This is a genomic window from Arthrobacter endolithicus, assembly GCF_026627425.1.
Lineage (GTDB): Bacteria > Actinomycetota > Actinomycetes > Actinomycetales > Micrococcaceae > Arthrobacter_M.
The window spans coordinates 1-22941 of record NZ_JAPNLH010000030.1 but is presented as its reverse complement, the minus strand read 5'-3'; the positions used below and the strand labels follow the sequence as shown (position 1 = coordinate 22941).

At 57.4% G+C, this 22941-nt stretch carries 18 protein-coding genes; 14 read left to right on the top strand and 4 right to left on the bottom strand.

Annotated elements, in window-relative coordinates; all coding sequences use genetic code 11:
* Positions 1 to 401 precede the first annotated feature (401 nt).
* Positions 402 to 812: a hypothetical protein gene (locus tag OS914_RS17110; RefSeq protein WP_267547264.1), complete on the top strand. Its 411-nt coding sequence runs from the start codon at positions 402 to 404 to the stop codon at positions 810 to 812.
* Positions 813 to 1240: 428 nt separating this feature from the next.
* Here the strand turns inward: OS914_RS17110 and OS914_RS17105 are convergent, their stop codons facing one another.
* Positions 1241 to 3481 (bottom strand): putative transposase, encoded by a 2241-nt coding sequence (locus OS914_RS17105; protein ID WP_267547263.1) that lies wholly within the window; start codon positions 3479 to 3481, stop codon positions 1241 to 1243.
* Between the two features lie 218 nt (positions 3482 to 3699).
* On the opposite strand from OS914_RS17105, the gene OS914_RS17100 reads away from it, so the two are divergent.
* Positions 3700 to 3873, top strand: a complete 174-nt coding sequence (locus OS914_RS17100; protein ID WP_267547262.1) for a hypothetical protein — start codon at positions 3700 to 3702, stop codon at positions 3871 to 3873.
* Positions 3874 to 4891: 1018 nt separating this feature from the next.
* Here OS914_RS17100 and OS914_RS17095 read toward each other — a convergent pair.
* Complete coding sequence (locus OS914_RS17095) at positions 4892 to 5974, bottom strand: M20 family metallopeptidase (protein ID WP_267547261.1); 1083 nt, start codon at positions 5972 to 5974, stop codon at positions 4892 to 4894.
* Complete coding sequence (locus OS914_RS17090) at positions 5971 to 6996, bottom strand: LacI family DNA-binding transcriptional regulator (protein ID WP_267547260.1); 1026 nt, start codon at positions 6994 to 6996, stop codon at positions 5971 to 5973. Before OS914_RS17090 ends, OS914_RS17095 begins: the two co-directional genes overlap by 4 nt.
* A 238-nt stretch (positions 6997 to 7234) precedes the next feature.
* Here OS914_RS17090 and OS914_RS17085 point away from each other — a divergent pair, with 238 nt between their 5' ends.
* From OS914_RS17085 to OS914_RS17040, 10 genes are all read left to right on the top strand, one after another.
* The gene (locus OS914_RS17085; protein WP_267547259.1) at positions 7235 to 8074 is read left to right on the top strand and encodes a BtpA family protein; all 840 of its coding nucleotides are present in this window, start codon (positions 7235 to 7237) and stop codon (positions 8072 to 8074) included.
* Positions 8075 to 8124: 50 nt separating this feature from the next.
* A complete protein-coding gene (locus OS914_RS17080) occupies positions 8125 to 8982 on the top strand; it encodes a PfkB family carbohydrate kinase (protein ID WP_267547258.1) in 858 nt (285 codons plus the stop codon).
* Between the two features lie 26 nt (positions 8983 to 9008).
* Complete coding sequence (locus OS914_RS17075; RefSeq protein WP_267547257.1) at positions 9009 to 10031, top strand: substrate-binding domain-containing protein; 1023 nt, start codon at positions 9009 to 9011, stop codon at positions 10029 to 10031.
* A 5-nt stretch (positions 10032 to 10036) separates the two neighbouring features.
* Positions 10037 to 10792: an ATP-binding cassette domain-containing protein gene (locus OS914_RS17070; RefSeq protein WP_267547256.1), complete on the top strand. Its 756-nt coding sequence runs from the start codon at positions 10037 to 10039 to the stop codon at positions 10790 to 10792.
* 89 nt (positions 10793 to 10881) lie between these two features.
* The gene (locus OS914_RS17065) at positions 10882 to 11811 is read left to right on the top strand and encodes an ABC transporter permease (protein ID WP_267547255.1); all 930 of its coding nucleotides are present in this window, start codon (positions 10882 to 10884) and stop codon (positions 11809 to 11811) included.
* 14 nt (positions 11812 to 11825) lie between these two features.
* Positions 11826 to 12839, top strand: coding sequence for a phosphotriesterase family protein (locus OS914_RS17060; protein ID WP_267547254.1), 1014 nt, complete (start codon positions 11826 to 11828; stop codon positions 12837 to 12839).
* Between the two features lie 9 nt (positions 12840 to 12848).
* Positions 12849 to 13601, top strand: a complete 753-nt coding sequence (locus tag OS914_RS17055) for a glutamine amidotransferase (protein ID WP_267547253.1) — start codon at positions 12849 to 12851, stop codon at positions 13599 to 13601.
* A gap of 37 nt (positions 13602 to 13638) precedes the next feature.
* Positions 13639 to 14559, top strand: a complete 921-nt coding sequence (locus OS914_RS17050) for a ribokinase (protein WP_267547252.1) — start codon at positions 13639 to 13641, stop codon at positions 14557 to 14559.
* Between the two features lie 1311 nt (positions 14560 to 15870).
* Complete coding sequence (locus tag OS914_RS17045; RefSeq protein WP_267547251.1) at positions 15871 to 16359, top strand: DUF6998 domain-containing protein; 489 nt, start codon at positions 15871 to 15873, stop codon at positions 16357 to 16359.
* Between the two features lie 269 nt (positions 16360 to 16628).
* Entirely contained in the window at positions 16629 to 21161 is a 4533-nt protein-coding gene (locus OS914_RS17040; protein ID WP_267547250.1) for an NACHT domain-containing protein, read from the top strand.
* A 19-nt stretch (positions 21162 to 21180) separates the two neighbouring features.
* On the opposite strand, the gene OS914_RS17035 is transcribed toward OS914_RS17040, so the two are convergent.
* Positions 21181 to 21573 (bottom strand): hypothetical protein, encoded by a 393-nt coding sequence (locus OS914_RS17035; RefSeq protein ID WP_267547249.1) that lies wholly within the window; start codon positions 21571 to 21573, stop codon positions 21181 to 21183.
* Positions 21574 to 21701: 128 nt separating this feature from the next.
* On the opposite strand from OS914_RS17035, the gene OS914_RS17030 reads away from it, so the two are divergent.
* Entirely contained in the window at positions 21702 to 21962 is a 261-nt protein-coding gene (locus tag OS914_RS17030) for a hypothetical protein (protein WP_267547248.1), read from the top strand.
* A gap of 31 nt (positions 21963 to 21993) precedes the next feature.
* Positions 21994 to 22158 carry a hypothetical protein gene (locus OS914_RS17025; RefSeq protein ID WP_267547247.1) on the top strand — a complete coding sequence of 55 codons (165 nt, stop codon included), beginning with the start codon at positions 21994 to 21996 and terminating at the stop codon, positions 22156 to 22158.
* Positions 22159 to 22941 lie beyond the last annotated feature (783 nt).

Sequence of the window (22941 nt, the reverse complement as noted above, 5' to 3'; positions counted from 1 at the left end):
CGCCGGGCTCAATTATTCTACCTATCTGTGTGTTCTGTGGACTGAGTTGTTCTCGATGCCGAAGGTGGCGACGGGGTCGAAACTGGTCAGATGAGCTGTGCCTGGACTGCTAAAACAGCTGTCCTGGCATCACGGCGAGCGGAAAAGGCGCCCTTCACGAGCCAGGCACAAGTTGTCCGGTTGAGGAGCGCCATAGCGGCCTGAAGTCCGCCGTCTATTAGGAGACCTTCACCAGTACCCAGCGGGTCCGGACTAGCCCGATTGACCACGGAGCGACGGCTTGTCAGATCGTTTAGCAGAAGGCAAATTATTATTGACGAACGCTAAATTATCGTTACTGTGGAGTAAAGCGCAGCTCAAGGCCGCTGCACCGGCGTTTCAGGCGTTGAAAGCTTACCGCTGTGGTCATAAGCACAGCGGTACCGCCCAAGAACGGCATTAAATTTGCTAGCGAAGTAGTGGGCAAATACACGACACGAGACCTTGGTCGTGGTGAGCCGATTCTCACGACCGGCGTGGGATCGGATATTGATTCAAATGTGTTGAGCGATGGGGCGATCGTTGTAGTAGCCCCTGCATCATCGGCGCAAGCCTTGGTAGGCCGTCTCGGTGAGGGTGGTCGTGCCCAAATCGCAAGCGATGAAACACCGAACGGTTCATATGAAATCGTATTGTTGTCCGTAGACAAAGCCTCAATATCCTCTGATGAACCCTATTTACTCGTGATGGCTGTGCCTAAAGATGCAACTGCTCTCTTGCCATTGCTTGGTAGGGGAGACTTCATTTTAACCGTTCCTCCTAAGGTCAACTAAAAATTGAGCAGACACGACCCTGCAACTGATCGGGGTTCCGTGGTCTAGTCTGCGCTGAAGGTGGCTGGATGCTTGTTGGTCCATTGACGGCTGGAGGCAAAACAGTAGCGAATTGGGTTCTTCTGGAGACGAAAAGGGAAGTTCGCTTTACTGAAAAGGGGAGTTGACTCTGAAGAAAATTTTGCTGAATTGGGGGAGTTGGGGCGGGTTTGGCCCTAAAATTCACAGACCTGCGGAGAATAACCGCAGGTCAGAAACCCTTTTGTGCCCCGGGTCGGACTCGAACCGGCGGCCAAGAGAATCTCACCGCTCGGATATGAGGGTGTTTCATTAACCCTCAAAAACATTGAGTTTTAGGGCCTTTCGGACGATTTCAAAGATGGTGACATGCTCAGGACTCTTGACATGGTGAGGTAATTGAGGTGGGGTCAGGCGCTGTTTTTGATTTTATAGCGCAGGATGAGGTCGGTGCCTGGGTAGCGGGCTTTGGTGCTGGTGAGGTGTTCGCAGAGCTGTGCGATGGCCGTGGTTTTGGCTTGGGTGGGTAGCGGATCCAGGGTAATGGTGAGGTAGCCGGGAGTGCTGGTGTCGATGTCGCCGCCTTGGTTGAGGGCTTGGCGCATCAGGGCGTGGGCTTCCTGGTTGGCGCGGGCGTAGCCGGTGTTGGTGCGGATCTCCCTGGCGAGGGTCATCGCGGTGTTGTAGGCGGCCATGCGGATCCCGGTATGGATCATTTTCGTTTCGGTGTCCAGGACTTGCTGGCCCGGGTTCAGGTCCCCGATCCGGATTTTGGCCGGGATTCTTTTGTGGATTTTCTCCGCTTGGATCAACGGTGCTTCTGCTTCCCACAAGGGTGCCATGGCTTGGTTGTGCATGGCACTGGTGACCGTAACGGAAAGTTCCTTGCTGCCTTCTGCCGGGGTTTTCAGCGCCATCAGGTTATTATCGGCAATGGCAGCAGCCTCGGCATGAGCACTGCGGGCGGCCACAACTTTTTGATAGGCCCTGGCTTTTGACGGGTATGGAACCAGCCGATCCTCGTCGTCATCGGTGCTGGCGTAGGAGTCGTGGGAGTCCAAGTCGAAGTGCATGCGGGCGTAGCGGAACTGGTTTTCCTGCCGCCACCGGTTGCCCATGCGATACACCACTTCCCCAGCCGGGAGAGCCCGGTCTGTGGTGAGGATGTGGATCTGACGGGTGCCGCCACCAGTGGTTGGAACGGTTCGGCTGATCTGTCGGATCTGGAACACTTCACCGGTTTTCTTTGTCGCTGTCAGGGGCAGGTCAACGAGCGTGTCCGCCACTTCCCACGTTTTTACTTCACGGTGCTCGTCGGTGTGGGAGACCTCGTGGAAGTGTTCTTCCTTGATGTCTGGTGTGGTGCCTTTGAACCAGGTCAGTACATCGAAGCCTGACTCATCCATGTATTTGAACAGGGCTGGTGACCAGCCGCCCCGGTCAAAACCGACGAGCACGCGCCGGCTGTCTCCGACGGCTGTGCGTAGTTCTGGCAGGAGCCGGCGCAGTTCACCGGCCAGGGATGCGCCCGGGGCAGCCATGACAACGAACACGGGAGCCCCATGAGCGTCACTGACCCAGGTTTCCTCGGTCGCTGGGACGGGGAACTTCAACCGGGTCGAGTAGAGCTTCCCGATCTTCTTCGTTCCTTGGTAGGCGCGTACGTGCCCATCAACATAGAGGATCGCAGCCAGGTCCTCCCCGCCTGGGCCCGTACCGGCCAGGTGGTGGGCAGCCAAGGTCGCGATCAGCTCTCCGGCTTTGCCGGTCTGGGCGAGTTGGTTGATTTTGCGGCGGATGGTTTTTACTTCCGGGGCCCGATCCATCCCCAACACCCGGCCAAGCTCCTGGGGGTCGAAGCGGGTGGCTCCCTCAGCCCTGGATTCCCCCGCCAACGCACGCAGCACGGCATCGGTCAAGATGGTTTCCAGCCCGTAGAACCCGTTCGGCAGCGCACCGTACACTTCCTTAGCGCAGGAGAGTAGGCCGGTGGTTTCCAGAGCAGGCAGGGCCAGAAACAAGCCAGCATGCCGCGCACCGGTGGCAGGGGCAAAGATCGGGGCGGCCGATTGCAGCAGCCCCGCCCTGGCAGCGGAGCGTTCACCGGAACGATCCAGCGGGGCAGGTGTGAGCGGTAATTCCTGCTGGGCGGGTGACTTGTCAACCACGGCTGCAGGATCGGTCGTGGTGGCCTGATCCAGAGAGGGTTCGGTCATGGCCATGGCGCGCCGGACCGTGTCGGTGGAGACTCCGGTCGCTGCTGCGGTTGCCCTCAGGCTCGCGCCACCGGCACGATGAGCGCGGATCTCTGCTGCCTTTTCCTGTGTGAGTAGCGAGGGACGCTTGGGGCCCTTTTTCACTGGGGCGAGTCCCATCAATCCGGTGTTTTCAAGGGACTTGCGCCAGCGCCGTAGTGACTCGGTATTGATGCCGAAACCGGCGGCGACTTCATTGACCTGGGCCACGCCAGAATCCACGAGCTGGGAGGCAGCGAACCGGCGCACTCCGTCTTGGCCGGGCTCCCAGACAAATGCCAACTGACCGTTGATGAAGACCTTGCCGCCGCCCGCGTTCTCGAGCAGTGCGGCACGCTCGCCGATGAGTTTGGCGCCAAGGTCGGCCAGCACAGGAAGGTCAGTCTGGGTGGTCATTGAAACCATTGTTTCATCCACCCACAACGAAAATCATCACGCCTTTATTATCTCACAAAGGGCAGGAAATTAACAGCCCGAGCCAACATGAAAACCCTGCCAATTCAACGAAGTTGCGCTACCACTAAATCGCCATGTCAAGAGCCCTGATGCTGTAGACGCCGGTTGTTTTTGTTTGAAAAGGGGGAGTAAAGGGGGGAGCGCCTTTGGATGGGCCGATGGCACAGTCGAAGTGGGGGTTCAAATTCTTTGCACAGTCGCTCGTGTGCGTGATGCTAAATCGCGTGGAGATCGCTGTCCATGGTGACTATTTTACGCCTGCTGCCAGAGCCATGGTCGGTGTCGCCGAGATCGAGAGGCCGGCGATTAAGGCGGTATTGAAAGTTGTTTGATTGTGTGGTTTTCGACAAGGAAGACCTCAACGATTCAGCCCTCAGGTTCAGGAATCTCACCAACGACCTCCCCATCTCGTTGCTGGAATCCGGAGAATTCAGACCGAAACTACACCCTCAATTCTGAAGGGCCACTTTTTGCGCCCTGATGGACGAAAGTGTTTCATGCGACACGCCGACGAGACCGACACGCGGGCGGATAATTTGTGGCTAGATACTCCACAGTCTGTGGACAGCTCAATTTAAACGTTGATTTCTCGCGCTTTTCATTCTTCGCGTCTGTGGACGGACTTTGCATAAAAAGACATACTTGCAATACATCATGTAGTGGTTGACCTTCGTTCATTCCACTACATGTAGTATCTACATCATCGGATTCGAGTTGGTCTTCGGTAAAGAAAAACCCCAGTTGCACAAGCTTCGGGGGAAGCTGGAACCAACTGGGGCTTAGTAATCCTTCGACGGGATAGCAAAATCCTACATCCTAGATGTAGATCTGGTACACGCCAGAGAGGTGTTGGTTCCAACCTAGTTTTAGGACTTACAGGATGAACAAAAAGTTGACGCCAGGCACCAAGGCTCCGGCTTCCGGTCTGTATGACATCAAGGGTCCGCGTGGCGCGAATACAGGTATCCAGCGGACGGTCGTCAAGGATGAACCTTTACCACCTACACCTGGGCGCGGACGTTCCTATGAGATGAACACTCCTGCCAAGAATGGCGCTGGACGGGGCACGGAGTGAACCGGGACCGTGCTATTACTGACGAGCCGGAACATGGCGATCGCATGTTCCTTGAAGGCTCGATGGCAGATCCCAAAGGTCACTGGGTAAAATATGACTCTAATCTGAAACAATGGGTGCGAACCTCATAAAGTAATGGGCCCCACCGTCACTGCTGGCGGTGGGGTTCCATCATTTGTATTTATGGCGTAAACGAAAACTTGCAGTTTGCTCTGGCATTACTAGTTCACCGGAGCTGTCTCGGTGAAGCTGCCCCGGCCTTCCTGCTGGGCGAGCTACAGTGCGTCGCAGCTGATAACGACGTGTTGGAAATGGTCATAGGCTTCGTCTAGTGAATCGATTCCCAATGATTCGTCTCGTGCGTGCATTTGTGCGGGCTCGCCGGGCCCCCAGATGATCACGGGTACCCCCGGCAGAGACTTGCTGATGATCGAACCGTCTGTGAAGTAGGGGGCGGGGGTGGAGGTCACGGCGGCCGGAAGTGAATCGGTCCACGCTGACACCTCGGTCCGCAATGGTGGAAGCTCGAGCAAGGTCTCTACGTGGTCGATCTCGGGCTGTCGTTCCCACCAATCACGAAGTGCCAATCCGTCGGTAACAGTGCGCATGTCTATGGTTGCGTGTGCCAGCTCAGGAACGATGTTCGGCGCCGTTCCTGATTCCAGGATTCCTAGGTTCCAGGACTCTTTGCCGAGCTGGGCGTTGGATGTCAGTGGTAGTTCGTCGATGGCGCGCTCCAGTGCCTTAAAAATCTTCTGGGCGGCGTTCACTCCGCGCTCGGGCGTACTGCCGTGGGCCGCCAGGCCGACTGACCGTAGCCTGAGCCACATGGCCCCGCGGTGACCTAAGATCACCTTGTTTTCCGTGGCTTCGGGGATAATTACCGCTCCAACTTCTTGGCCCACAAGCGATGTAGCGGCACCCGAAGCACCCAAGGATCCGACTTCCTCGTCGGAGGTGAGCAGCAGTCCGACGTTGCGGCCCAACTTGGCGGCAGTCAAAAGGGCTGCTGCAGCCACCGCAATGCCACCTTTCATATCAACAGACCCACGCCCATGGATCCTTCCATTCGCAATGACTGCGGCAAAAGGTGGATGGGTCCAGTCCGATTCATCGCCGATGGGCACCGTGTCCACGTGGCAGGCGAAGATGAGCATGTTACCGCTGGATTGGGGACTTCGGATCAGTGTCCAAGGATGCTTCACCTCTGACTGGCAGGTAACGGCGAGAAGGGGCTCCCGTGAAATCAGCATAGCGGTGATGGTTTTCTGTATGCCGCGTTGAGCAGTCGTATCGCGGGAATCCGACGGGATCCTGATCAGATCTTGCAAGAATTCGCGGGTCTCGGTCTTATTCATGAGAGTCCTTCCACATTGGATCTCGGATTAGTACTGCGTCGTTCTACCAGGCGCGGCGAAAACGCTGACTTGGTCGTGGCTTCGACGCTCTCTCTGTCTGATAGCACCAGTTGTACGGCCTGTTTAGCCATGGCCTTCAGCGGCTGTCGGACGGTGGTCAGCTGCGGGGTACACAACTTGGCGAACTCAATGTCATCAAATCCTGTCACCGAGAGTGAATCCGGAACCGAGATGCCGCGCTCGTGACAGGTTTGCAGGGCGCCGATGGCGATGATGTCTGCCCCGCACACGAGAGCGTCAGGTAGGTTGCCACCGTCGATCAGAGCTTTGGTCGCTTGACGACCGAATGATGCACTGTAGGCACCCAGCCGGACATCGGCAGGCTTAACGGTGATTCCCAGTTCGAAGCAAATTCTGTGGAACGCTCTAAGTCGACTAGAGGACGAGGAATCGGCTTCGATGGAGCCGACGAATCCTGCGCTCTGGGCACCCATCGAAGCCAGATGTTCCAGGACGAGCCGGATACCCTGTTCGTCGTCGACGCCCACCCAGTCAGCATCCAGCCCCTCAATCCGCTGATCGATCTGAACCAGCCGGGTGGAACTGGCAGCCGCGCGGACGCCTTCCATGCTGTCGACCGAGTCAACGGGGCTGATGATGAGGCCGTCCACTTGTCGGGAGATGAGTGAGGTGAGGGCCTCGCGTTCCCTGAGGGGGTCTTGGTGTGCGTTGCACAGCAGGAGCTGGTAGCCCGCCATGTGCAGCGCATCTTCCACCTCTTGAACTAGGTCGGTGACGAAGGGGTTGGCGATTTCGGGTACGACCATTCCGACACTTCTGGTCTTGGAGCTACGTAGCGCGCTGGCAATGGAATTGCGCGCATATCCGAGCTGTTGGGCGGATTGGACGACAGCCTTACGCAGTTCAGGATCAACGGTGGTTGAACCCGCCAGAGCCCGGGACACTGTCGACATGGACACGCCCGCATGGGCGGCCACCGTTTTGATGGTTACTTTCTCCAAGTGCCCTCCAATGAGAATACGTATTCTCCAAATCCATTGTTATGCCTGAGATTACCCTAAGACCCGAACGAACGCATCGGTGACGGCGGGCGGAGGGAAAATCGCGGGAAGTCGGCTACTTGGCTGAAATACAGGGGAAACATCGAAGAAATGTCTTGACCAGAACGTGGCATAGGTCATAGGCTCGTCTCTATTCGCCTGAGACAACGTTGTCTCAACAACTTAGAAAGGGTTCAAGATGACCAAGGAACTGGGTGTGTATCCGGGGAGGCCGTCCGCTATTCAAGAGCTCATGAGCGCCGAGCGCGTCCTGGTTGGCGCGGTCCACCTGCCCGCTTTGCCTGGCAGTCCCACATACTCAGGGCAAGCGATCAGCGAGATCGCCGACTATGGTTTGGCAGAGGCCAGTACGTATCTGGAAAACGGCTTCACCAGCATCATCGTAGAAAACCACTGGGATATGCCATTCCAGAAACCGGGCGAACACGGATACGAGACGGCAGCGGCCATGGCCGTCATCACCCGCCGGATTGTTGAGGAGTTCGGTCCTCGTGTGGGAGTAAGTATCCTGTCTAACGCAGGCGAATGTTCTATCGCCGCAGCGCACGCGGCGGGTGCAGGCTGGATCCGCGTCAACCAGTGGGCGAACGCCTACGTGGCTAACGAGGGCATCATTGAGGGACAGGCCGCTAAAACGACCCGGTTTCGCGCCCGGATCCAAGCGCACGACATACGAGTTTTCGCCGATGTCCACGTCAAACACGGCGCCCATGCGATAGTCGCCGACCGGACACTCGCCGAGCAAACCGAAGATGCCGAGTTCTTCGCTGCCGATGTTCTGATCGCCACGGGATCACGGACGGGAAGCGCCGCCAGCCCCGATGAGGTGCGCGGAATTCGGCAGAACACCATCCTGCCGGTCATCATCGGTTCTGGCATCACAGCGGACAACGTTTCCGCGCTCCTGGACGAATGCAACGGGGCGATCGTCGCCTCCTCGGTCAAGGACAACGGACGCTGGTGGGGCAGAGCGGACTCGGCCAAAGTTGCGGCAGTGGCACGAGCGGCCGGACTGTAGCTATGGATTCGACGATCTACTTTTGCGGGTATGGCAACCGAGATCTGTTAGTGAGGCTCCCTACCGTGCCCTTGGCGGGCGCACGCGTCCATGCCAAATCCATTCAGTCTCTTGACGGAGGCATGGCCGCCAATGCCGCCGTCGCCGCGGCCAGGTTCGGCGCTCGGACCCACTTCGTGGGAGCCGTGGGCACGGATGCAGAATCCACGGCTTTCCTCGCCGCCCTGCACACAGAGGGCATCTCCACTGACCACACCAGCCGCGAGGGATTCCTCTCCTACGCAGTCATCCTCGTGGATGGAAAGGGCGAGCGCGCCGTCATCAGCCAGGACGATTCGCTGGACACGCCTAGGCTGGCGAGCTTCCTCGCCCAGATTGAGCCGGGGGCAGGCCACTGGGTCTACATCGACGGCTACCGCTGGGATCGGGAGTGGCTTATTGAGCCGGACGGTCTAAACATCGTCGTCGATGTGGATGGCGCCTTGGAAAAGGAACACATCGTCAGGGCTGCGCGGGCATCGCGTCATCTGCTCGGATCGTATAAGACCTTCATGAATACGTGCGGATTCTCCGAGCAAGAACTTGGTGACCTCGCCGAAAGTTTCGGAACCACGATTGTGGTAACCCGCGGAGAGGCTGGTCTCACCCTGCTGGAGCCCGGATCCGAACCTTGGCATGCCCCAGCCTTTCCAGCGCAGGTCGTGGATGACACCGGTGCCGGCGATTGCTTTGCCGGCATTTATATCGCTTCCCTCGCCGCAGGAACCTCTAGTCGTGAGGCGGCCCTGACCGCTTCCGGCGGCGCCTCTTTATCGTGCCTTTCGCATGGTGCCAGAGCTGCGCCACGTGCCAAGGAGGTCCATGCCCTGATGGCCAACGTGAACACGTCTCCGAATCTTCAAAAATAATTACATCGTCAGAAAAGGAAAGAAAAATGAAGAAGTTTTCGATAGTGGCACTCTCTATAGCGGTGCTCACCCTCTCTATCACCGGTTGCGATTCGGCCCCAGCGCCTACGGAGACCTCGGTCGCCTCCGGCGCATCGAGCCTGTCTGAGATCCCAGCACCGACGGCCTTTCCGGCAGGCTGCGAAGCCCCAGGCGGTGGCAAACTTCAGGTCGGCCTCGTGACTCCGAACCTGCAGGCACTCTTCTTTAACCAGATCAATACGGGCGCCGAGACGATCGCCACGAAGGCCGGTGTGGACCTGCAGATAGTCAGCGCCAATGACGATCCGTTGCAGCAGGCCAATGCAGTGGACAACATGGTCGCCAAGAAGGTACAAGCCATCGTCGTCGCCGCCATCGACACCGAGGGCATCAAGCCTTCGTTGCAGGCCGCAGCCAAGGCCGGAGTTAAGGTCGTTGCCGTAGACGGTATCGTCGCGGACCCGTCGGTGCTGGCCCAGGTCGGAACGTCCAATGAGGAGAGCGGAGCGCAGATGGGAGACTTCCTCGTGGATCTGGCCGGGAATACCGGGGAAGTGGGGGTCGTGAGCGCCCTGAACTCGACCATCCAGCTGGAACGTCAGAAGGGCTTCGAAAACGCAATCAAGGCCAAGGGCATGACGGTGGGGACCGTCGTCGACGGTAAGAACGTCCAAGAAACCGCACAGACGTCAGCCGAAAACTTGCTCACCGGAAACCCGGACCTGAAGTATGTGTACGCGACCGGTGAGCCGGCACTCATCGGTCTGGTATCAGGCGTCAAGAACCAAGGCGCCCAGGCTAAGACGAACGTGGTGGGTTGGGACCTCTCCGACGCGGCAGTGAGCGGACTCAAAGAAGGTTTCGTCAAGGGAGTCGTCCAGCAGAACACGTTCCAATTCGGTTATGACGCTATGACCGCGGCAGTGGATCTCGCCTGTGGTAAGACCGTCGAGAAGGACATTCCAGTGCCCACTCAGATCGTGACGCCGGAAAACGTTGGCGACTTCATGTACTACCTGAAGAAGTAAGCACGATGGATACTAAGGAACTACTCGTTGAACTGCGAGGGATCAAGAAATCCTATGGCCCGGTGAAGTCACTGCAGGGCGTGGACCTACAGCTGCGCCGTGGTGAGGTCTTGGGCTTGGTCGGAGACAACGGCGCCGGTAAATCGACCCTGATGAAGGTTCTCGCTGGTGCCGAACAGCACGACGAGGGAGAGATCCTGATCCGCGGCAAATCGGTTACCTTCGCCACCCCCAGTGATGCGCAGAAGGAGAACATCGGCATCGTCTACCAGGACCTTGCCCTATGCAACACGCTAGACGTCGCCAGCAATCTGTTCCTCGGACGCGAACCGATGAAGGGCCTGTTCGTGGACCGCCGGGCCATGCATGGGCTGGCATCTCAGGTACTCAACGACCTGCACGTCCGGGTTAAATCCACCTACCAGGAAGTCGGTAACCTCTCCGGCGGCCAGCGCCAGACGGTGGCCATCGCCCGGGCCGTGTCGTTCAAGCCCGATGTGCTCATCCTTGATGAGCCGACGGCGGCCTTGGCCGTGGCTGAAGTCGAATCAGTGCTGCGGTTGATTCGGCGCGTGGCTGCTGAGGGCGTGGGGGTTATCCTGATCACCCACCGTTTGCAGGACATCTTCCGGGTTTGTGATCGAGTGACCGCCATGTACGAAGGAAAGTCAGTAGACGATCGGCCCATCGGCGATCTAAACATCGAAAAGTTGGTTGCCATGATCACCCGCTCTGAAGCCGAATATCCGGAGGCCTCCTGATGTCCCATAACGTTGCTAGCGTTACGAAGCCCCGTTTTATTGACAATCAACCGAGTTGGTTCGAACGGACGAACAAGCCGACGTTACTGATGGCAGCAGTCACGCTGCTGATCGCGGCGTTCTTCGCTATCGCCAGTCCGGTTTTCCTTTCGGTGGCAAACCTGTCCAACCTCGCTACACAGATCGCACCGGTGCTGATCATCGGCGTCGCGATGACGTTTGTCATCACGGCGGGGCAAATAGATCTGTCCGTGGGGGCTATCGCGGCGTTCATTGCCGCCACCTCCGCAGAGATGATTGCTGGAGGACTCGATTCTGCGGTCGTCATGGTCCTGGCCTGCCTCATGGGACTAGGCTGGGGGCTGGTCAATGGCTATCTGACCAGCTACCAAGGAATACCCTCGTTCATCGTCACGCTGGCGACGATGTCAGTGATCCGTGGGTTCGCGCTATTTTCCACTGAGGGCTTCTCAATTCCCATCGCCGAATACACGATCATGCGCAAGATCGGATCCGGGACGCTCCTCGGTGTCTCGTGGCTGGCCTGGATCGCAGTAGTCGCCGTCATCTTGGGCTTGATCTTGATGTACAAGATGCGCTTCGGACAGTACATCACCGGGGTCGGCTCGGATGAGGAATCGATTCGACGTGCTGGTGTCAACACGCGGGCCATCAAAATGTGGGCCTTTGCCTGCTCCGGCTTCGCGGCCGGCGTGGCCGGAGTCCTGATCGCCGCACGATTGGGGTCTGGCTCGGCGAATTCAGCGGTTGGGCTCGAACTCACGGTCATTGCGGCGGTAGTCATCGGCGGCACCGACCTCTTCGGCGGGCGCGGTACGATCATGGGCACGCTGATCGGTGCTATTCTCACCGGGCTCATCGCCAACGGGCTGACTCTGATCGGGATGAGCCCGTTCTTGACCCCGATCGTCACCGGGCTAGTGCTGTTGATAGCGATCTGGATCAACATGCGGGGCAAGCAGTTCTCGGACCTGATCGTGAAACTGAGTGGCAAATGACCCAGGTTCAGACTGTGACAGGAGGCGTCGAACACACGGAATTGGGCATTGTTCTCCCGCACGAACATTTGGCCAACAGTTTAGGTCCGGCCTTCAGCCCGGCAGAGGACGAAATCGTCCGTGGGCTGTTGGACGGACCGGTCAGCCCTGACCTTGCGTGGGTGTTGCGCGAACATCCCTACAACAGCCAAGACAACGTCGGGCTGGACGACGAAGCAGCCGTGCTTCAGGATTTGCAACTTTTCGGCAGGATGGGAGGCGGAACGGTCATCGACCTGTCCCCTCCCGGCCTCGGCCGGAATCCTAGACTCTTGAAGTCCTATTCGGAAAGGTCCGGAGTCAACGTGGTCATGGGTTCAGGGTACTACCTGGAGAACTTCCAATCACCGGATGACTTGGAGGCTTCAGAGGAGCATCAGACCGAGATGATGATTGCGGACTTTAGCCGTGACGGTGTCCGCCCCGGTGTGCTGGGGGAGATCGGGGTATCCCCGCGGTTCACTCTCAACGAAGAAAAATCGTTGCGGGCTGCTGCCCATGCTCAGCTCTCACTCGGTGTCCCGTTGTTCATTCACATGCCCGGGTGGCAGCGCGTCGGGCAACGTATTTTGGACATTGTGCTGGATGAGTGTGGTGTGGACCCCAAAGCTGTGGTGCTGTGCCATATGGATCCGTCATTCGACGATCCCGGTTACCAGCGCGAGCTGGCCCAACGTGGCACCTACCTCTGCTTCGACATGATCGGGATGCCCTACCGCTTCCCCGGCGAAGGTGAATCCCCTGCGCCGGCACAGGTGGCTGACGCCATCTGTGCACTGATCGCTGGCGGACATCAAGACAAACTGCTTCTCAGTCACGACACGTTCCTCAAAGGTATGCTGACCCGCTACGGAGGCAACGGATTCGGGTATGTCCCGTTCGTCTTTCCATCCCGTCTGACCGACCGCGGGCTCGGGCGTGAACAGGTCAGCTCCATGCTGATCGAAAATCCCGCCCAGCTCTTTCACCAAGCCTCAAACACAAACTAAGAAGGAATCATGGCAAAAGTACTTATTGCTGGCGAAAGCTGGATGACAACCTCTACCCACGTGAAGGGTGTTGACGAGTTCAGCGTGCATTCATACGTTGAAGGAGTAGGCCCGCTGAAAAATGCCTTGGAAGCTAGCGGACATGAAGTGATTCACATGCCGGCCCACAAGGTCCCCATGGATTTCCCGGGCAATCGGGCTGCCTTGAATGAATACGACGTGGTTGTCCTCTCTGACATCGGTGCCAACTCCATCCAGCTGGCACCGGGTGTCTTCGAGCGGTTCATTCCTGGCGAGGACCGCCTCCAGGCACTAGCCGACTGGACGCGAGGTGGCGGCGCTCTCGTGATGATCGGTGGCTACTTGTCGTTTTCCGGCATTCAGGCTCGCGCGGCTTTCCGCAATACAGCAGTGGCCGATGTGCTGCCCGTGGAGATCCTGCCTGAGGACGACCGCTGGGAGCTTCCCGCCGGCATGAGCGGTGTCGTGCACATTCCGGGTCATCAGGTTCTCGGTTCAGCAGGCGAGGAATGGCCACTATTGCTCGGCTACAACAGGACCGTACTAAAGGAAGGGTCCGAGCTGGTGGCCAGTATCAACGGCGATCCGCTCATTGCTCTGTCCGAACAGGGCGATGGACGCAGCGCTGTATTCACCTCCGACTGCTCGCCGCACTGGGCGCCCACTGCGTTCTGTGAGGACTGGACTGGGTATCGGGAGATCTTCGACGGCATCATCCGCTGGGTTAGCAAGATGGCGTAGGGTGGTCCAGAATCTCGCTCTGGCCGGAAAGTTCGCTATGAACCAACCGTCTGTCGGTGTGGTCGGCTCTATCAATGTTGATCTTTTGTTGAAGGTACGCGACCTCCCTGGGCCCGGGCATACTGTACTGGGCGAGGGTGGCACGCTTTCACCAGGCGGCAAGGGCAGCAACCAGGCCCTTGCCGCGGCGCGGCAGGGTGTTGAGGTCGCCATGGTCGGTGCGGTGGGAGATGACGCACACGCCGAAGCGGCCCTAGTTTACCTACAGGAAGCTGGGGTGGACTTGCGTCACGTCCATCGTGTCGCCGGGCCGACCGGCTTAGCCGTCGTGGCGGTCGATGATAACGGCGAAAACAACATTATCGTGGTGCCTGGGGCGAACTCCGCCGTAACACCCTCGATCGTTGATTCCGCACTCACCGAGCTGAAAGGCTGCCCGGTGGTCGTCCTCCAGGGGGAAATACCCGAGGAAACCACAGAGCTGACGGCTAAGTCACTTGCAGGGCCGGGAACGCGCATCGTGCTGAACCTGGCCCCGGTCATCGGGCTTAGCCCGGAAACTATCCTTCTCTCGGATCCCCTGATCGTCAACGAGCATGAAGCCGGGCAGGTCTTAGTTCACTTGCGTTCAGTGGTTCCGGCTCCACACTCCGATCCAGTGGAACATGGTCGGGCTCTATGCCGTGGATTGCTCGGTGCGGGGCTCGCTTCGGTCATCGTGACTCTGGGATCAAAAGGTGCAGCGGTGGGCCAGCACGACGGCGTCGAAATCGTCGCGGCACGCCGGGTTTCCGTTGTGGACACCACCGGCGCCGGTGACGCGCTTGTAGGAGCCGTAGCGGCTGGATTAGCCAATGGGATGACCCTGCTTGATGCGTGTGCTCTGGGAGTCTCGGTTGCGGGCGCGTCTGTTGAATCAGCCGGCGCCCAGGAATCCTATCCTTGGGCTTTCGCATAGTAGCCGATGCTCACTACTGTCCTCAGTACGGCCGCGTCGTGGCATCACCATGACGGCAGGAGGTAGGAGCAGCAACCTTATGAAGTCCATTTCCGGCGACGTCCGGAGATCAATCGTTTCAACCTGAAATCACGTTGGCACTTTCCCGGTTTCCTTTTGGATCCCGGGAACAGGGCCATTTTCATACGGATATTTGTAGTCAAAAAATTTGTTGAAAGACCCCTTCACTTTCGTGGGAGATTCGCCTTTCAGTGTCTCTGGGTGCTCCTACATACACATGGGTGGCACCAGTCGTCAGGCACGGTGACTCGGCACGCCACCAGCAGGCCGATCGAAGGCTTGATCGGCGCCCGTCACAGCGCCAAGGTACCCGCGCGGGTGAACCGACTATTCTCGCGTCGTCCTAGTGCATTCCTTCAAAAGGAGGAGCCTTCTCAGCCGAAAAAGGGGAGCTGCATCGCGAGAATAATTTGCTGAATTGGGGGAGTAAAAGGGAAGTTGGCTCCGTTGGCCCCTGACGTACGGTATATAACCGCAGGTCAGGGGCCCTTTTGTGCCCCGGGTCGGAATCGAACCGACGGCCAAGAGAATCTCACCACCTAGGTATCGCGGTGTGTCGTTGGCCCTCAAAAACATTGAGTTTTAGGGACTTTTGGACGATTTCAAAGATGATGACATGCCGTGGGCGGTGGTTGTTTCTGTTTGAAAAGGGGGAGTAAAGGGGGAGCTCTTCTTCGTGGGCCGGTGTCGCTGTCCGTATTCGGGTTCAACTTCTCGGCGGAGTGGGCCACGGGTGGGGTGCCTAATCGCCTGGAGGTTGCTGTCCATATTGACTATTTTACGCCTGCTGCCCGAGTGATATTCGGTGTCGCCGAGATCGAGAGGCCGGCGGTCGAGGCGGCATTGGGAGCCGGTTGATTGTGCGGTTTTCGAAAAGAAAGCCCTCAAAGCCTCAAATAGTCAGATATCTCACCAACGGCGTCCCTATGTCGCTGGAATCCGGAGGGTTCAGACCGAAACTGCACTCTTGATTCGGAAGAGCCTGTTTAGCTTCTAGCCGATGGCAACTGCGCCACGGCGTCAAATTTCAGTGCAAATGTTCGAATGATGGCATCGGCTTCTGTAGCTTGACAGTAGCCTCCGAAAGTGCTCCCCCCGCAACCGTTTTTTATCGGACGGCCTCGGAAGCTCTCAAGCGGTTCGCTAGTCTTCTTAGGGCGTTGCCAAAGTATGAAATAGACGGGCGGTGCCGTGTTGGCTATGTCGGATGGGCGCTCCACGACCGTTGACCGTGGACAGTAAGGTGAGACCATGACTGATTTGAAGCTTGAAACGCTGGCACTCTCGGAGCTTTTTGATCTACATGCCTGCATCCAGCGAGAATTTGTCAGGCGCGGGGTCGTACGCACCTCAGGTGCTATCCAGGGCGAGATTGGTGAGGGTTTGGCGCTAGCGGTCTACGGCGGCCAGTTGCCTCCGCCCGGCACGAAGGCGTATGACCGGACAGATACGAATGGGCGTCTCGTTCAGGTTAAAACCCGAACGTTGCCGAAAGGAGACAACCGCATGTTCCAGTTCCACAGCCTCGATTTCGACCTTGCGCTCTGTATTCGGTTTGACCGCGAATCGAATGATCTCGACTGGGCGCATGAGTACGACGTGGCAGAGCTACGTTCCCTCGTCAGCCCGCACGCGCAGGGTCCGCGGCTCCCAATGGGTCGGGCGCGTGCGAATGGACGCGATGTGACCGCAACTTTTCGGGCTGCATACGACGAATTCCGCGGGCTCGGCGTTGCCTAGTGCACGAGTGCGTATGAGGTGCGAACGACAAGATGCGCGTTCTTCCTAGAGCAGGCGCGTCGGCACTGTGGATGCCGGCGTTCGATGAACTCACCAAGTTGGTATTCAGGAGGATCAACTTGCAATTGAAAAACCGTACCTGTTGCCTCGGCCGTCCATGGTCGATGGTCGTCTGTCCATGTCGCAATTGACGGCCCGAAATTCGCCCACTTTTGTTGTTGGGCGTTTCCAATGCCTTGAATACCTGACCAATTTTGGAGAAGTCCCCGATGAATATGCGCGCCAATCGATTCGTTGCCATCCCCCGAATGGTCGTTGACCGAAGCGAGCTACCAATGCCCAACTTGCCGGATGTCAATACTGTTGCACCCTCCTACTCGTTGGATTCCGGATTTCTTGACGCTTCCCGAGCCGACGATTGTTGCAATTTTGACCGGGATCCAACCTTCCTATCGGAAGTTGTCTCCAAACACTCAGTCGTTTTTCTACTGGGCGAACCGGGTATCGGAAAGAGCGTGGCGTCCCATCAAGTGGCACAATCCCTTGCTTCCATTTCCGGCTGCCCGATAGTTGAGCTGCATGCACAGGACATTGATGCAAGTCTTCAGGCAACGAGGGATGAATTGGGTGGCTACCTGGCCGAGTTGTCGCCGCGATCCGAACCGGGCGCACGGTCGGGCAATGTGGCCTGCAAAGAGGAAAGGGCTGAAACAAACCTTGTTGTTGTCATAGACCAGGTTGATGAATCGGGAAAATCATCCCGCCTGCTGGACTGGATCGCAAGGTTGCTGGGACCTAAAAACCTTCAAGGAGTATTGGTCCTAGTTGTTTGTCGAACCGCCGACTTCCCGGCAGGTGCTAAGGATGCCTTTGTTCGAGCCGGCGTCGCTACCAAGACAGTCGACCTTTTACCTCTAACCGTAGAACAAGCCACCAGCATGGCTGAGTTCTCCTTGTCTTGCAGTTTGAGCCGGGCTTCAGCCTTCATCCAGCAGATTGCTGATCGCGGACTTGGTGCCCTCGGTGCATATCCACTGACCTTGGTCATGCTTGCCCGAGTATTTGAATCGGATGAAACGCTCCCTGGCGATCTCCTTCAGGTTTTCCACCGAGCGGCTGCGGTACTCCTGAAGGGCTATGACGCTGAATCTTCAGGACGGCGTAGTCCAAGCTTCTCTACAGAGGAGTTACTTCTTGTTGCCGAACAGCTGGCCGCCATTTCACTGATCTCAAGTCGACTTACTATGCACGAGTCTGGAGTTCCGGTTGAAGATGACCATCGATGGTCAGCTGAATCAATTGTCGGCAGCCGGCTTAGCATCGGCGACACAAGGTTGCTGGTATCGAATGACATAGTCATACAAGTCTTGAGGAGCCCGCTATTCATTGGGAGCCAGACCAGCGGCTTCACGTTCAGACACGGCTCCATCGTGGCATTCCTGGCCGCCAAAAGATTCGTCGACTCTGGATCCTCTGCCGACCAGATCCGACAGATACTGGTGCCCGCGCATCTTCCGAAGGATTCTAGAATTGCCGCTCCACATCGGGAGTTTGCATCGTGGCTCGTGGCTATGGATCCGGATCGCAACGGTTGGATTCTAGATGCTGATCCCCTCACGATCATTGAACACGCTCGACTAATTTCGTCAGACCAAGTTCGAACGATGGTCATCAGAGTGCTGTTGAAGAACGCAGGGGACTATGAACTCAGCAATCTCCGCTGGCAAAGAAACTTCAACTTCCTACGCTTTGACGGGGTAAGCGCCGTAGTCAACGATGCCTACCTCCACTTCACAAAGTCCGACGATTCCTCGTGGGACGCTGCAGCTGGGCTCCGTCTCGTTTTGCGATTGATGGAACAACTTCCAGACCCAATTTTCCTGCCCGCACTACTAGCAACTTTGGACAATGAAGCGGCACCTGCTCACATTCGGGCACACGCTGCCAGGGTTGCCTGGGATATTTCGGTGAAGGAGACCAAGTCCACTGCGCGAAAGGTACTTGGGTCGTTGGTGACACGGGAGAGGATTCTGGCTGTTGATCGTTTCGACGAACTTAGGGGGCAGTTATTGACGCTTATGTATCCAACGGAACTTGATGCAACGCAGCTCAGCTTGCACCTGTCGAGACCCGCTAACCCGGAGATGTTTGGCGTTCTGACGACTTTCGTCCTCGGACTCTCAGACAGGATTCCGTCAGAACACGTAGACGAACTGCTTAATTGGCTTGCGGGTGCCGCGGCCACGGATTCTGAGTCCGCGGAGTCTGCGGGCAGCGAAGCCGACCAGCACGAAGCCACCCCTTCGCGCACAATCCGAGCACAGATTGTCAACCGAGCACTGGAACTTCGCCTTGGTCAAGAGGCGATGGACATCATCGCCAAAATCATCCTTGATTCCCTAGGCGACGACGAACCAGTTGAGCTTTGGAAGGAAGTTCTCCCTGAAGGGACACGACGACGATTGGTCGTATCTTTGGCCAGAGCAGCAGCCATCGGCGGTGGAAGTGAGGGAACCCTGTGGTATTTGGCTCATATGATCTCAAATATACGATTGCAATCAAATCGAGGCAAATGGAGGACCATGGTCGCTTCCGACGGACCCGCCGGGGACTCCAACCTCCTGAGTCCCCCTGATCTCGAGTGGCTTCTCGGCGTCGGGGCCGGACTATCAGACATCGAATCCGAACTAGCTGACGTCATTGATGCCTTCGTCTTTGCCATCACGAATATGGACGACCCTGGAGTGGGTGAACTATTGTGGCACCACAATGGAAGACGCTACGCCAAGACGGCTTGTAAGTTCTTCGAAGCTATTGAGATAGATTCAACGGAGGCTAAGGAGCTTCGAGAGAGACACGAATACGCCAAGAGACTAGGACAACGGCAGTGGCCTGGCCGAGTCGGTTTTGTCGAGAAGTGGACTGCCTCGAGTGACGACCTACTTGCTGCACGACCTGGTTCAGACGCATTGGTATATGCGAACCTCATCAACGCCATGATGGTGGATCTAGATACTGGCCGCTACAGCTTCGACCGCACCGATGACATTACATCCTTTCCTGGGTGGGGAAAGATAGCCAGCGCCGACACTGGCTTGTGGGTCGAGGCAAGCAGGTCCTACTTGGAGTCTACCCATGACCATTCGGACGATTCGCTGGAAACGCATGTAGACAACATATACGCGACTGCCGGCTACGTCGCACTGGTCTTCCTAATCCAGTCCGGCAGTGAAGACAAAATGGAAGACATAGCTTGGGCGAAATGGTGCGGCTCGATCATCACCTTTTGGGCTACCAGCAGTGACGAAAGTTCCCGAAAACGCCGGCAGGCACTTCTCAAACTTGGCCTTACGAATGCGCCAGAGCATTTTATGTCTGTTCTCAGACGGTGCATTGGTATTGAAACCCAGGGGCGGTCTTATTCCGATGAGATCGAGCTCATTGATACGGCCTGGCACCCTCAGATTCTGGAGCTATGGTGCTCTTTGGAAGAACACATTCGTGAAGCCGGTGGTTTGACGAAGTCCAAGGCAGCTGCCGGGGGCCAGGCTGATGCCAGTTATCCGGATCACGAATTATCTATGAAGCTCATGACCTGGCATGCGATCGTCAAGAAGATCGTTGACTCTGAACCCGCGAGGGGGCTCGCGCTTCTTGAAGGGATCATCAGATCAAACAACAAAGTCAGCAGATCGTGGACGATCGAGGCGGCCAGTCTATTGATTGCTTACGGCACGGACGCCTCGTGGCAGGTCATCCAGCAGACGGCAAAAAGCGATGAAATACTCTCTCGCGACATGGCTTTGGCTGCCGCGAGACCGAGGCAGTTTCTACCTCCGCTCACTGCATTTTCACCGGCAACTTTGAGAGAACAATACGACTGGCTCGACGATCTCTTTCCTCGGGTTCCATCTCCCTCGGGCGTTCATACTGTAGGCCCTGAAGAGGAGGCTGGCCGCTGGAGAGACTCCCTACCAGCTCAAATAGCCGCAGTGGGCACAGCCGAAGCACTTGCCCAATTGAAAGATCTCCACTTGCATAACCCGGAAGACCTAAACTTACGTGCAGTACTTTTGGAGATTCGCGACAGATTGTCCGAATCGGAATGGCAACAACCGACGCCGGGCGAGGTCAATAGCCTGCTCGCCTCCTCAAACCGCAGGTTTGCACGCACGGACGCAGAACTGGCATCAGTCGTCCGCCAAGTGATTGCAGAACTGGAATCCAACCAGTCAATTCTCGCTGACCTCCTTTGGAACATGATCCCCAAGAACTACACGGGCGAGGGTGTCGGTGAGCTGTGGCAACCGAAATCAGAGGCCGCCATGTGCGCGTATTTGGCGTTTGCCTTAGATCTGCACTTCAGAAATACGGCAGTCATCGTCAATCGTGAGGTGATGATTAGACCCACAAATCACCAAGGGGCAGGAGAACGCACCGATCTGTATGTTCAATCACGCCGCTTCAACAACGTAGGGACTTCAGGCCCACCCAACGAGACGAAAGTGGTCATCGAAGTAAAAGGGTCATGGAACGCGGGTCTTATGTCGTCACAGGAAACTCAACTAGCCTCGAGGTATTTGCCCGAAGTCGACAGTGTCGCCGGGATTTACATCGTCTTTTGCGCCAGCCTAGAACAGTGGAGTGACACCTCGGACCATCGCCTTGCATCGGCCAGGCGACTCAACTTGAGTGATGTCGCCACCAACCTCGAAGCGCAGGCGCAACAAATACGTATCGACACTGGCCACCAGGTGATTCCGATCCTCTTTCGGATGACAAGGCCTACCGTCATCACCTAAGCCGACAGCGGAGTGTCCCTCAGACCTCTTCGCCGAGGTCAACCATGTTGATGAACACGGGGAAGAACGGTCCTGGTTCGTTGCGGACATGCTCGTTGATCTTCCCCTGCAAACGACGAAGAAGTCCCGGCAGATGTACCAGATGCGCCAGCTCAGCCGCATCGTCCCCGCCAAAACCCAGGGGACAGGCAACGGCAAGAGTGGTGGGACCCGGCAGGTCCACATCCTCACCACCAACTGTTGTCGCCTCCCGGCCGGGGAAGCGGCCTGGCGCCTTGGCAACCGATGACGCCAGGAAAACCAATTTCGCAACGCCCACAGGCACTTCGATCTTGACTCCCACGATTCCTACGCCTCCAGTGACGATGGCGACAAGCGGTTGGTCCCCAACCCCGCCAAAGAGAAGTCCCACCGAAAACTCCTCACCGCCAGGAAAAACCACGCCGAGGCTGCCGCGGACGTTGAGACGGCGCTGGCCGCCCTGCGGACCCCACAGGCGGGGCGGGGGGCAAGTGCGCTCAGGTCTTGGTGACTAGCAGCATGCATAATGCCCTGACGAAACCATTGTGGAAAGCCGAAAACGCGCTCATAGAAGCTGAGAAGGTGCATAAGAAGATCCCGACGCAGATCCTGCTGGGACAACTCGCCCCGGGCCAGCAAGTCCTGGATACCGAGGTCAAGTTGATCCATACCGGGATGCGCATGGGCGCCTACAACACCGTGAAGACCATCGCCAGAGAGATCCGCACCAACACTGGCTACGCCAAAGCCGGCAATGAAGCCCACGCCCTCATGCGCTAGGCCTTCGGCCAATTAGGAGACTTCGACCCCCATGGAACCCGGCTACCTCACCATCCGCCTCTACTCGCTGCCGACCCGGGCGAAAACCACTGCCATCGCCGAGCTGTGTGAGCACCTCACCGCCACGAAACCGGCTACCCCGGCACCAACCTCGTCCTACGGTACGAGGTCAAAGACACCGCATCATCTCGAATAATCGACTCGTTACATCCCGGACTGCGCTCGAACGCCTAAACGGCTGGCAGGGTCAAATTCGAATTCTCGCGCTCCTCCAGTGATTTCCTTGGAAGAGACGCAACCCGCACAGCTGGAAAAGGGTCGAGCGAGCTGGCGTCAAAAAGTGGAGTTCACCTTGCCGAAAAGGGTGAGTAAAAGGGGGAGTGGTTGCTTTTCGTTCCGGATGCCCTCGTGGCCTTCGACCCGTAAATCCGTGAAGACAGGCTTGCCAGGGATTAGCCATGAACCAGCGTTTGCCATCAGCTGTTCTCACTATTTTACGCCTCAGGCGTGGGCCGAGGGGAAGCCCGGACTTCGAGATTGCGAACCGCTCATCGGGGCTGGTCGCGGTCGACCCTGTGGAAATTTTGGTTCAGGTTGCCGGTTCACCCACAGCCGGGAGCAGCTGTCGATCACCCGGGCGCGCACCCGCGACCTTTGCCTTGCGATCTAAGGTTTCTGGCGACTGGACCAGAATTCCATCAGTAGCTGTAGCCCCCTGTTGCGCCGATATTTTGGAGATCTCTTCCGGGGTAAGGCTGAGTTCAGGACTCCTGACATGAGATGGTCGGCTGTGTGGCTATGCCCTGCGTTCTCGGGGTTTCGTTGCCTGGGCGAGTGTTAATTTTGCCCTTTTTGTTATATAATTGAGTAGAGGAAATAATCGGTTGTTGAAGGGGTGGGATGATGGGTGTGATGACTGCCCAGGCACCCCTTCCGGTAACTGTTGAGGCCGGTGCCGTGCCGGTTGGTGCGGCGGCGT

What these genes read in the sequence shown, in the direction of transcription:
- OS914_RS17030 (WP_267547248.1), top strand. Translation starts at nt 21,702, where the DNA reads ATGCATAATGCCCTGACGAAACCATTGTGGAAAGCCGAAAACGCGCTC.
- OS914_RS17025 (WP_267547247.1), top strand. Translation starts at nt 21,994, where the DNA reads ATGGAACCCGGCTACCTCACCATCCGCCTCTACTCGCTGCCGACCCGG.
- OS914_RS17085 (WP_267547259.1), top strand. Translation starts at nt 7,235, where the DNA reads ATGACCAAGGAACTGGGTGTGTATCCGGGGAGGCCGTCCGCTATTCAA.
- OS914_RS17100 (WP_267547262.1), top strand. Translation starts at nt 3,700, where the DNA reads ATGGCACAGTCGAAGTGGGGGTTCAAATTCTTTGCACAGTCGCTCGTG.
- OS914_RS17075 (WP_267547257.1), top strand. Translation starts at nt 9,009, where the DNA reads ATGAAGAAGTTTTCGATAGTGGCACTCTCTATAGCGGTGCTCACCCTC.
- OS914_RS17040 (WP_267547250.1), top strand. Translation starts at nt 16,629, where the DNA reads ATGAATATGCGCGCCAATCGATTCGTTGCCATCCCCCGAATGGTCGTT.
- OS914_RS17045 (WP_267547251.1), top strand. Translation starts at nt 15,871, where the DNA reads ATGACTGATTTGAAGCTTGAAACGCTGGCACTCTCGGAGCTTTTTGAT.
- OS914_RS17065 (WP_267547255.1), top strand. Translation starts at nt 10,882, where the DNA reads ATGGCAGCAGTCACGCTGCTGATCGCGGCGTTCTTCGCTATCGCCAGT.
- OS914_RS17055 (WP_267547253.1), top strand. Translation starts at nt 12,849, where the DNA reads ATGGCAAAAGTACTTATTGCTGGCGAAAGCTGGATGACAACCTCTACC.
- OS914_RS17050 (WP_267547252.1), top strand. Translation starts at nt 13,639, where the DNA reads ATGAACCAACCGTCTGTCGGTGTGGTCGGCTCTATCAATGTTGATCTT.
- OS914_RS17095 (WP_267547261.1), bottom strand. Translation starts at nt 5,974, where the DNA reads ATGAATAAGACCGAGACCCGCGAATTCTTGCAAGATCTGATCAGGATC.
- OS914_RS17070 (WP_267547256.1), top strand. Translation starts at nt 10,037, where the DNA reads ATGGATACTAAGGAACTACTCGTTGAACTGCGAGGGATCAAGAAATCC.
- OS914_RS17105 (WP_267547263.1), bottom strand. Translation starts at nt 3,481, where the DNA reads ATGACCACCCAGACTGACCTTCCTGTGCTGGCCGACCTTGGCGCCAAA.